This window comes from Stutzerimonas kirkiae (assembly GCF_004327335.1).
GTDB classification, from domain to species: Bacteria; Pseudomonadota; Gammaproteobacteria; order Pseudomonadales; family Pseudomonadaceae; genus Stutzerimonas; species Stutzerimonas kirkiae.
Map to the genome: position 1 here is coordinate 71,784 of NZ_QJUO01000013.1, position 10,983 is coordinate 82,766.

The window sequence follows — 10,983 nt, forward strand, 5'->3', positions numbered from 1 at the left end:
AAGCCAGCAAATACCTGCCGGGCATCAGAACCCGTTCACTCTCTCGCCAGCCAGTGCCGCGCCAAGTCGCGCGCCCGGGCATCCGCATCGAGCACATCGTCCAGGCAATCGACGCGGGTACGGGGCAGGCATTGCAGCACATGCTCGATCATACCCGCGATCTGCGTGAAGCGAATGCGCCCGGTCAGGAATGCATCGACCGCGACCTCGTTCGTGGCATTCAATATCGCCGGCGCCGTACCGCCGGCCTGCGCAGCTTCCCGGGCCAGCCTAAGGCAAGGGAAACGCCGTTCGTCCGGCGCCTGGAAGTCCAGCCGCCCTATGCGCAACAGGTCCAGGGGCGAGACACCGGAGTCGACCCTTTCCGGCCAGGCCAGCGCATGCGCGATCGGCGTGCGCATATCGGGATTGCCCAACTGCGCCAGGACCGAGCCATCCACATAGTCCACCATCGAGTGGACGACGCTCTGCGGATGAATCACCACCTCCACCTGCTGCGGACGCGCATCGAACAGCCAGCAGGCCTCGATCAGCTCCAGGCCCTTATTCATCATGCTGGCCGAGTCGACGGAAATCTTGCGCCCCATGGACCAGTTCGGATGGGCGCACGCCTGCGCCGGCGAAACGTTCTCCAGCTCGGCCAGCGGCATCTCCCGGAACGGACCGCCCGAGGCGGTCAACAGGATGCGCCGCACGCCGGCCCTGGCCAGCCCCCGGGCATAATCGGCGGGCAGGCACTGGAAAATCGCATTGTGCTCGCTATCGATGGGCAGCAGTGTCGCCGAACTGTCACGCAATGCCTGCATGAACAACGCGCCGGACATCACCAGCGCCTCCTTGTTGGCCAGCAGCAGGCGCTTGGAGGCATGCACGGCGGCAAGGGTGGGACGCAGGCCGGCCGCGCCGACGATGGCCGCCATGACCACATCCACCTCGTCGTGCCCGGCCACATCGACCAGCCCCTGCTCGCCCGCCAGCACCTGGGTCGCCACACCATCATCGCGCAACTGGCAACGCAGGCGCGCAGCCGCCACATCATCGGCCACCACCGCATAGCGCGGGCGGTACCGGCGGCACAACTCATACAGTTCATGCACACGCGAATGCCCGGTCAGGGCAAAGACCTCATAGCGATCAGGGTGCCGTGCAACGACATCCAGCGTACTCAGACCGATGGAACCCGTGGCGCCGAGAATCGTGACCCGTAGCGGGCGATCATCCTCGCGTCGTGAAATATCATTCACCAGACACTACGCTCCAGCAGCCAGAACAACACAACGAAAACCGGAACGGCGGCCGTCAGGCTGTCGATACGGTCCATCACGCCACCATGCCCAGGCAGCAGTTGGCTGCTGTCCTTGATGCCGGCGCTACGCTTGAACATGCTTTCAGTCAGGTCACCGATCACGGAAATCAGCACCACGATGGCGCAGACCAGCAACGCCGCCAGCACCCTGGATACCGGCCAGGCGGAATGAATGGCGACCGCCAGGGTCAGCGCCAGGCTCGCCAGCAGCCCGCCCAGCAGCCCTTCCCAACTCTTCCCCGGACTGACCGCCGGCGCCAGCTTGCGGCGACCGAAAGCCTTTCCGGAAAAGTAGGCGCCGATATCGGCAACCCAGACCAGCACCATCACCGCCAGGATCAACCAGCCGGCCACGGACCACTGCTTGAGCAACAACAGCCCCTGCCACGCAGGCAGCAGAACCAGCAGCCCGATGACCAGGCTACCCAGCCGACCGCCCCAGAAACGCTGGCTGCCCGGGTAACCGAAGACCAGAAAGATCGCTGCCAGCCACCAGAGCAGCGACGCGGCCATGACCCAGGGCGCCAGTAGCGGCAGCCGATACAGAACGACCAGTCCGAGCGCCACCAGCAGCGCGTAGGCGATACGAACGGCCTGCCCCTGGTAGCCGGCCAGACGCGCCCACTCCCAGGCGGCGAGAGTCACCACCAGGCCGATGAACAGGGCGAAGGACAAACCACTCAAAAGGAAAAAACCGCAAAGGGCCAACGGCAACAGGACCATGGCCGTGATGATTCGCTGTTTCAGCATTCCATTCTCGCTTGCTCCGCGACCTGCTCGCTGGTCTTGCCGAAACGACGCTGACGGGCGGCGAAATCCAGCAGGGCCTTGCCCATCGCCTCATGCTTGAAGTCGGGCCAGAACAGATCGGAAAAATACAACTCGGCATAGGCGAGCTGCCATAGGAGGAAATTACTGATCCGGCGCTCGCCGCCAGTTCGTATGCAAAGATCGGGCGGCGGAATCTCGCCGGTGGCCAGATACGACTGGAACATCGCCGAATCGATGGCCTCGGGAGCCAGCGCTCCGCAACGCGCCTCTTCGGCCAGACGCCGGGCCGCCTGCAGAATGTCCCATTGGCCGCCATAGTTGGCGGCGATCTGCAGGATGAAACGCTCGCTGCCAGCCGTAGCCTCCTCCGCCTCGCGCATGGCCGCCTGCAGCTCGGGGTGGAAGCGCGAACGATCGCCGATGATGCGCAGGCTGATGGCATTCTCATTGAGCTTGCGCGTTTCCCGCCGCAGCGCCGACAGGAACAACTCCATCAGGGCGCTGACTTCTTCGGCGGGACGCTGCCAGTTCTCGCTGGAAAAGGCGAACAGGGTCAGCACCTCGACGCCCTTCTGCGCGCAGACTTCGATCACCGCACGAACGGCATCCACACCCGCCTTGTGCCCGGCCACGCCGGGCAGCAGGCGCCGTCTGGCCCAGCGGTTGTTGCCATCCATGATGATCGCCACATGACGGGGCACATTGGGACCGGCGACCGGCCTGAGCTTTTCCATGAAACGACTCTACTCGTTCGCGATTGCTCGCGGATTGTTCGCTGAAAAAGGGCAGCCCCCGGGATAAACGCGGGAGCGCACGCCTGACGCGTCAGACCGCCATCAGGTCAGCTTCCTTGGCCTCCAGCGCCTTGTCGACCTGCGCGATGAACTTGTCGGTGATCTTCTGCACGTCATCCTGGCCCCGGCGCTCCTCGTCCTCGCTGATTTGCTTTTCCTTGACCAGCTCCTTGAGCTGGGCCAGGGCATCACGACGGATATTGCGCACGGCGACACGGGCCTGCTCGGCCTCGGCGCGAGCCTGCTTGGTATAACCCTTGCGGGTTTCCTCGGTCAGTGCCGGCATAGGCACGCGAATGGTGGTGCCGGCGGTGGCCGGGTTGAGGCCCAGGTCGGAAGTCATGATGGCCTTCTCGACCGCCTGGATCAGGCTCTTGTCGAATACGCTCAGCGCCAGGGTGCGGGAATCCTCGGCCACCACGTTGGCGACCTGGCGCAGCGGTGTGTCGGCGCCATAGTAGGAGACCATCACGCTATCGAGGATGCTCGGGTGCGCCCTGCCGGTACGAATCTTGGCAAAGGCATGGTCCAGCGACTCCAGGGTCTTGCTCATGCGCTGCTGCGCGTCCTGCTTGATCTCGTTGATCATTGGTTGGCTTCCTCGATCAGGGTGCCTTCAGCGCCACCGAGCACGATGTTCAGCAAGGCGCCGGGCTTGTTCATATTGAAAACGCGTAGCGGCATGTCATGGTCGCGGCACAGGCAGATGGCCGTCAGGTCCATGACGCCGAGCTTGCGGTCGAGCACGTCATCATAAGTCAGTTGCTCGAACTTCTGGGCATTCGGGTCCTTGAAGGGGTCCGCGGTATAGACGCCATCGACCTTGGTCGCCTTGAGCACGACATCGGCATCTATCTCGATGGCGCGCAGGCAGGCCGCCGAGTCGGTGGTGAAGAACGGATTGCCGGTACCCGCGGAAAAAATCACCACTTCGCCAGTCTTGAGATGGCGCATGGCCTTGCGCCGATCATAGTGATCGGTCACGCCGACCATGGAAATGGCGGACATCACCAGCGCCGGGATATTCGAACGCTCAAGGGCATCGCGCATGGCCAGGGCGTTCATCACCGTGGCCAGCATACCCATGTGGTCGCCAGTGACACGATCCATGCCGGCCGCCGACAGCGCCGCGCCACGGAACAGGTTGCCGCCGCCGATCACCAACCCGACTTCCACGCCGATCCCGACCAACTGCCCGACTTCCAGGGCCATGCGGTCGAGCACCTTGGGGTCGATACCGAAATCTTCCGAGCCCATCAGCGCTTCGCCGCTCAGTTTGAGCAGAATGCGTTTATAGCGAGGATTGCGTGCACTCATCTGCTGAGCCATTGGCGGGTGTCTCCTGCGGCGTTATATGAATTTCGTACAAAGCTGTTTCAGGTAAAAATATCTGCGCTTGGACAACGGCGCCATCGCTTAGTGCCGAAACTGGAGCGCAAAGTGCGACGCGCAGCGGATTAGCGGCCGTCCATTCGACAAAGAGGCCGCACGCATCAGCGGGCAGCCTCTTTGAGGAGCATCACACAAGTCGCTTATTACTGCTTGGCGGCGGCGACCTGGGCAGCCACTTCGGCAGCGAAGTCGGACTCGGCCTTCTCGATACCCTCGCCCACTTCGAAGCGGATGAAGGAAACGATTTCGGCACCGGCCTTCTTGGCCAGAGCGCCGACCTTGACTTCCGGGTCCATGACGAAGGCCTGCTCGACCAGGCTGGCTTCAGCCAGGAACTTGGCGATACGACCCTTGATCATGTTCTCCACGATGTTTTCCGGCTTGCCGGCGATCTTGTCGGCGTTGAGCTGCAGGAAGATTTCCTTCTCCTTGGCGACCAGTTCCTCGGAAACATCGGAAGGGCTCAGCACGGCCGGGTTGGCGGCGGCCACATGCATGGCGATGTGCTTGGCCAACTCTTCGTCGCCACCTTTCAGAGTGACCAGAACGCCGATGCGATGGCCGTGCAGGTAGGAACCGACGACATCGCCTTCGGTACGGGCCAGGCGACGGATATTGACGTTCTCGCCGGTCTTGACCACCAGGGCTTCGCGCGCGGCTTCACGGGATGCGATCAGCGGAGCGACTTCGCTCAGGTTCTGCTCGAAAGCCTCGTCCAGGCTGCCCTTGACGAAGCCCTTGAAGTCATCCTGCAGGGCCAGGAAGTCAGTCTGCGAGTTGACTTCGATGATCACGCCGCGGCCACCTTCGACACGAACGGCGATGGCACCTTCGGCAGCGATGTTGCCAGCTTTCTTGGCGGCCTTGATGGCACCGGAGGCGCGCATGTCGTCAATGGCTTTCTCGATGTCGCCACCAGCGGCAACCAGAGCCTTCTTGCACTCCATCATGCCTTGGCCGGTACGCTCACGCAGTTCTTTTACCAGGGCTGCTGTAATCTCTGCCATTTTGAAAATTCCTCTCGGGTAAGTCTCGCCCGACAGCGCGGGCGCTCGATTCTTGAGTGGCAAAAAGGGGGCCTAGCCCCCTTCTCGTTCACCGGGTAAAGCTATGAGCCCTGCCGGATTCAGCCTTGAGCGACCTCGGTGGCCGCCTCTTCGACGAACTCTTCGACAGCGCCACCGGCGTTCTGGCGACCACGCAGCACGGAGTCGGCGACAGCGCCCAGGTACAGCTGAACGGCGCGGATGGCGTCGTCGTTACCCGGAATGACGAAATCGACACCGTCAGGGCTGCTGTTGGTATCGACGATGCCGATTACCGGAATACCCAGTTTGTTGGCTTCGGTGATGGCGATACGCTCATGGTCGACATCGACCACGAACAGGGCGTCCGGCAGGCCACCCATGTCCTTGATGCCGCCCAGGCTGCGCTCGAGCTTATCGAGGTCACGGGTGCGCATCAGGGCTTCTTTCTTGGTCAGCTTATCGAAAGTACCATCCTGAGCCTGGGCTTCCAGGTCACGCAGGCGCTTGATCGAGGCGCGGATGGTCTTGTAGTTGGTCAGCATGCCGCCCAACCAGCGATGATCGACGAAAGGAGAGCCGCTACGGCTGGCTTCCTCGCGGACGATCTTGCCAGCGGAACGCTTGGTGCCGACGAACAGGATCTTGTTCTTGCCAGCGGCCAGCTTTTCAACGAACGCCAGGGCTTCATTGAACAGCGGCAGGGTCTTTTCCAGGTTGATGATGTGAATCTTGTTGCGCGCACCGAAAATGTACTTGCCCATTTTCGGGTTCCAGTAACGGGTCTGGTGGCCGAAGTGCACACCGGCCTTCAGCATATCGCGCATGGTGACTTGGGACATGGTAGTTCCTTGATATAAGTCGGGTTAGGCCTCCACGCATCCCGATTTTCAACCTTTGCAGGCACCCAGAAAACCGTGTCGACGCGTGTGTGGGTTCAGACTCTGGAGGGTGACCCTCGCAAAGCGGCGCGTTTTATACCATAGAAAGCGGCTGCAAGCTACAGGCAGCGAGCTGCGGACCGGGCGATCGCTATGCCGTTATTCACCGGCAAGCTGCTTCGATAAAAGCGCAGGAGGCTGGAAAGCTGGACGAAAACACCGGCTGCCACGCGCGTTCGTCCAGCCTCGAACCTTCCAGCGCTGTTTTCGGCTGCTTGCCGTGCATGGCGCAATCGCCCTGGCTGCGATGTTTTTATCGGCCTCGACCGATTCCGATACTGTTAATATGGCATTTTTCCTTTTCCGCTTGAGAGTTTTAAATGACCGTCAGTATCAAGACGCCTGAAGAGATAGAAAAAATGCGTGTCGCTGGCCGCCTGGCCGCCGATGTGCTGGAAATGATCGAGCCACACATCAGGCCCGGCGTTACCACCGAGGAGCTGGACCGACTCTGCCATGACCATATAGTCAACGTGCAGCAGGCCATCCCGGCCCCGCTCAACTACAAGGGCTATCCCAAGTCGATCTGCACCTCGATCAACCATGTGGTATGCCACGGCATCCCCAATGACAAGCCGCTCAGGGACGGCGATATCCTGAACATCGACGTCACCGTGATCAAGGATGGCTACCACGGCGATAGCAGCCGCATGTTCCTGGTCGGCAATACCCCCGAGTGGGCACAGCGGTTGTGCCGGGTCACCCAGGAATGCCTCTACAAAGGCATCGAGCTGGTGCGCCCCGGCGCCCGCCTGGGCGATATCGGCGAAGTGATCCAGAAGCACGCCGAGAAGAACGGCCTCTCGGTCGTGCGCGAATACTGCGGCCACGGCATCGGCAAGGGCTTTCACGAGGAACCGCAGGTCCTCCATTACGGCCGTGCCGGCACCGGCCTGGAACTCAAGGAAGGCATGACCTTCACCATCGAACCGATGCTCAACCAGGGCCGCGCGGAAACCCGCACCCTCGGCGACGGCTGGACCGCCATCACCAAGGATCGCAAACTGTCCGCCCAGTGGGAACACACGCTGGTGGTCACCGCGGATGGCTACGAGATATTCACCCTGCGTAAAGACGACACCATTGCCCGCACATCGGCCTGAATGACGGAGACACAACGATGCCACAGGTAGACCCAGAGCTGTTCGACCCAGGCCAGTTCCAGGCCGACCTGTCGCTCAAGAGCAGTCCGATCAACGCCTTCAAGAAGGCCATCCAACAGGCACGCGAAACGCTCGACCGGCGCTTCCTCGAGCACTACGACATCCGGCGCCTGGTGGAAGATCGTGCCTGGTTCGTCGACCAGATCCTGCGCGCCGCCTGGAACCGCTTCGACTGGCCACAGGAGGCGGAAATCGCCCTGATCGCCGTCGGCGGCTATGGCCGCGGCGAACTGCACCCCTACTCCGATATCGACCTGCTGATCCTGCTCGGCGGCGACCAGCATGAGCGCCTGCGCCCGTCGATCGAAGGCTTCCTCACCCTGCTCTGGGACATCGGCCTGGAAGTCGGCCAGAGCGTGCGCTCGGTCGAAGAGTGTGCCGAGCAGGCGCGGGCCGACCTGACGGTCATCACCAACCTGATGGAAAGCCGCACCCTCGCCGGCCCCGAGCACCTGCGCCAACGGATGATCGAAGTCACCAGCAGCGCACGCATGTGGTCGAGCACCGAGTTCTTCCTGGCCAAGCGCGAGGAACAGCGGACCCGCCACTCGAAATACAACAACACCGAATACAACCTGGAGCCCAACGTCAAAGGCTCGCCCGGAGGCTTGCGCGATATCCAGACCATCCTGTGGATCGCCCGCCGCGAGTTCGGCACCCTGAACCTGCGGGCGATGGTCGACCAGGGCTTTCTCACCGGAGTGGAAAACTCCCTGCTGACTTCCGGCCAGGAGTTTCTCTGGAGGGTGCGCTATGGCTTGCACATGCTCGCAGGGCGCGCCGAGGACCGGCTGTTGTTCGATTACCAGCGCAGCCTGGCCGCGCTGCTCGGCTACGAAGACAACGATGCCAAACTGGCCATCGAGCGCTTCATGCAGAAGTACTACCGGGTAGTGATGAGCGTCTCTGAATTGAACGACCTGGTGCTCCAGCACTTTGCCGAAGTGATTCTGCGTGAAGTGGACTCCGCGCCGGCAACGCCGATCAACAACCGCTTCCTGTTGCGCGACGGCTACCTTGAGGTGAGCAGCCCGACGGTGTTCCAGCGCACCCCGTTCGCCCTGCTGGAAATCTTCGTGCTGCTCGCCCAGCACCCGGAGATACAGGGCGTACGCTCCGATACCATCCGCTTGCTGCGCGACAACCGCTACCTGATCGACGATGCCTTCCGCAGCGATATCCGCAATACCAGCCTGTTCATCGAGCTGTTCAAGTGCAAGGAAGGCATCCACCGCAACCTGCGCAGGATGAACCGCTATGGCATCCTCGGACGCTACCTGCCGGAGTTCGGCCATATCGTCGGGCAGATGCAGCATGACCTGTTCCACATCTATACCGTCGACGCCCACACCCTGAATGTCATCAAGTACCTGCGCAAGCTCAGCAAGCCGGGAGTGGCCGAGAAATACCCGCTGGCCAGCAAGCTGGTCGAGCGCCTGCCCAAGCCGGAACTGATCTACCTCGCCGGGCTCTACCATGACATCGCCAAGGGCCGCGGCGGCGATCACTCGGAGCTGGGGGCGATAGACGCGCGCAGCTTCTGCGAACGCCACAAGCTGCCGGACTGGGACACCGACCTGGTGGTCTGGCTGGTGGAACACCACCTGCACATGTCCACCACGGCGCAACGCAAGGACCTGTCGGACCCCCAGGTGATCAACGACTTCGCCCAACTGGTCGGCGACGAAACCCACCTGGACTACCTCTACGTGCTGACCGTGGCCGACATCAACGCCACCAACCCGAGCCTGTGGAACTCATGGCGCGCCAGCCTGCTGCGCCAGCTCTACACGGAGACCAAGCGCGCGCTCAAACGCGGCCTGGAAAACCCGCTGGAACGCAAGGAACAGATCCGCCAGACCCAGCGCGCCGCCATCAACGACCTGGTGCGCAACGGCACCGACCCCGACGATGCCGAAGAGCTCTGGTCGCACCTCGGCGAGGACTACTTCCTGCGCCATACCGCGACCGATATCGCCTGGCATACCGAGGCGATCATCGAACACCCGGGGCACGGCGAGCCGCTGGTGCTGATCAAGGAAACCACCCAGCGCGAATTCGAGGGCGGCACGCAGATATTCATCTACGCGCCGGACCAGCACGACTTCTTCGCCGTGACCGTGGCCGCCATGGACCAGTTGAACCTGAACATCCATGATGCCCGCATCATCACCTCGGGCAGCCGCTTCACCCTGGACACCTATATCGTGCTGGAGGCCGACGGCTCGCCCATCGGCAACAACCCGCAGCGCATCCAGGAAATCCGCCAGGGCCTGATCGAGGCCCTGCGCAACCCGGACGAGTACCTGACCATCATCAAGCGCCGGGTGCCGCGCCAGCTCAAGCACTTCGCCTTCGCGCCGCTGGTCACCATCCACAACGATGCCCAACGCTCGCAGACCATCATCGAGATCATCGCGCCGGACCGCCCCGGCCTGCTGGCGCGCATCGGCCAACTGTTCCTGGATTTCGACCTCAGCGTACAGAACGCCAAGATCGCCACGCTGGGCGAACGGGTCGAGGACGTGTTCTTCGTCACCAGCGAGGACAACCAGCCGCTTTCCGATCCGCTGCTGTGCACCCGCCTGCAGCAGGCGCTGGTCCAGCAACTGACCCAGGAAAACACCCAGCAGCCTTCCCCCAGCAGTATCGAGATATAACCCCGCGCCGCCCTGACGCGAGGCAGATCGGCCTCGCGGGAGCGGACTTGCCCGCTAACGGCGCCCCTCCGCTCATGAAAGCTTCGCGGCCAAGGCCACGCGCCCATCAAATAAAAGCCGCCCCTTTGGCTTAAAACAAAAACTGTCGTTGTATGGGTTGCTCAATGGGTGAAACAGGGCAATCGCATGAACGCTCACCTCCGGCATATACCCTGCTTCAGGGGGACGAGGCAGTGCGACCGGATTGGCAATCAAGTCTGCGATGGGCAGTACACCGCTGGCGCTGTTCTGTTGTCCATATTGTCGCGAACCCGGCCAACCCCGCTACGAAACCTTCGTCGGCAGGGACACCGACGAAGAGCGACTCCTTATTAATATGAGCGACGGGTTCAGGCGTGTTTCGTAGCGGGGTTGGCCGGGCTTGCGGCAAATACCGTGGCGACTATGGAAAGAGCTGTCGGCGCAGTACCGAATCATCCGTAGGGCTGGCCTTTCCCACAGGCACCGCCGAGAGTGACTGTGCGAATGCCAATCCGCTCGCAACAAGGCGGGGCGGCGGTGAAAACGCAGAGGAAGCGCCCCTATTGAAAGATGCTGTCATTCCCAAGGCTTGCCGATGGTCTTCTCATCCATCGGCAGCTTCTGTTGCATCGCCGCCTTGGCCAGCATATGGGCGCTGACCGGGGCGGTGATGAACAGGAACAGCGTGATCAGCAGCTCATGTATGCTCAACCCCTCGCCCTGGCTGCCGAAGAAGGTGATCGAGGCCAGAATGATGCTGCCCACCCCCACGGTGGTGGCCTTGGTCGGCCCGTGCAAGCGCATATAGAAATCCGGCAGGCGAAACAGGCCGATCGCCCCGATCAGCGCGAAGAGGCTGCCGAGCAGGAGAAAGGCACATACCAGCAGTTCGATCCAGAAAGGCATCCAG

10 protein-coding genes are annotated in these 10,983 nt (G+C 62.1%); 2 read left to right on the plus strand and 8 right to left on the minus strand.

Features of this window, described 5'->3' with window-relative positions; genetic code table 11:
* Nucleotides 1-35 precede the first annotated feature (35 nt).
* From ispC to rpsB, 7 genes are all read right to left on the minus strand, one after another.
* A complete protein-coding gene (ispC, locus tag DNJ95_RS09260; RefSeq protein ID WP_242671956.1) occupies nt 36-1,244 on the minus strand; it encodes a 1-deoxy-D-xylulose-5-phosphate reductoisomerase in 1,209 nt (402 codons plus the stop codon).
* Entirely contained in the window at nt 1,241-2,056 is an 816-nt protein-coding gene (locus tag DNJ95_RS09265) for a phosphatidate cytidylyltransferase (protein ID WP_131184440.1), read from the minus strand. The genes ispC and DNJ95_RS09265 overlap by 4 nt, the downstream gene beginning before the upstream one ends.
* Nucleotides 2,050-2,811, minus strand: a complete 762-nt coding sequence (gene uppS / locus DNJ95_RS09270) for a polyprenyl diphosphate synthase (protein WP_131184441.1) — start codon at nt 2,809-2,811, stop codon at nt 2,050-2,052. The genes DNJ95_RS09265 and uppS overlap by 7 nt, the downstream gene beginning before the upstream one ends.
* A gap of 91 nt (nt 2,812-2,902) precedes the next feature.
* Nucleotides 2,903-3,460 carry a ribosome recycling factor gene (gene frr / locus DNJ95_RS09275; protein WP_131184442.1) on the minus strand — a complete coding sequence of 186 codons (558 nt, stop codon included), beginning with the start codon at nt 3,458-3,460 and terminating at the stop codon, nt 2,903-2,905.
* Nucleotides 3,457-4,200: a UMP kinase gene (gene pyrH, locus DNJ95_RS09280; protein ID WP_131184443.1), complete on the minus strand. Its 744-nt coding sequence runs from the start codon at nt 4,198-4,200 to the stop codon at nt 3,457-3,459. Before pyrH ends, frr begins: the two co-directional genes overlap by 4 nt.
* Nucleotides 4,201-4,406: 206 nt before the next feature.
* Nucleotides 4,407-5,270, minus strand: coding sequence for a translation elongation factor Ts (gene tsf / locus DNJ95_RS09285; RefSeq protein WP_131184444.1), 864 nt, complete (start codon nt 5,268-5,270; stop codon nt 4,407-4,409).
* Nucleotides 5,271-5,389: 119 nt separating this feature from the next.
* Nucleotides 5,390-6,130, minus strand: coding sequence for a 30S ribosomal protein S2 (gene rpsB / locus DNJ95_RS09290; RefSeq protein WP_131184445.1), 741 nt, complete (start codon nt 6,128-6,130; stop codon nt 5,390-5,392).
* A gap of 419 nt (nt 6,131-6,549) precedes the next feature.
* Here rpsB and map point away from each other — a divergent pair, with 419 nt between their 5' ends.
* Together map and DNJ95_RS09300 are read left to right on the plus strand one after the other, a co-directional pair.
* Nucleotides 6,550-7,332 (plus strand): type I methionyl aminopeptidase, encoded by a 783-nt coding sequence (gene map, locus DNJ95_RS09295; protein WP_131184446.1) that lies wholly within the window; start codon nt 6,550-6,552, stop codon nt 7,330-7,332.
* A 17-nt stretch (nt 7,333-7,349) separates the two neighbouring features.
* On the plus strand, nt 7,350-10,052 hold the full coding sequence (locus DNJ95_RS09300) for a [protein-PII] uridylyltransferase (RefSeq protein ID WP_131184447.1): 2,703 nt from the start codon (nt 7,350-7,352) through the stop codon (nt 10,050-10,052).
* Nucleotides 10,053-10,649: 597 nt separating this feature from the next.
* Here DNJ95_RS09300 and DNJ95_RS09305 read toward each other — a convergent pair.
* A complete protein-coding gene (locus tag DNJ95_RS09305) occupies nt 10,650-10,979 on the minus strand; it encodes a Na+/H+ antiporter subunit G (protein ID WP_131184448.1) in 330 nt (109 codons plus the stop codon).
* Between the last annotated feature and the right edge of the window lie 4 nt (nt 10,980-10,983).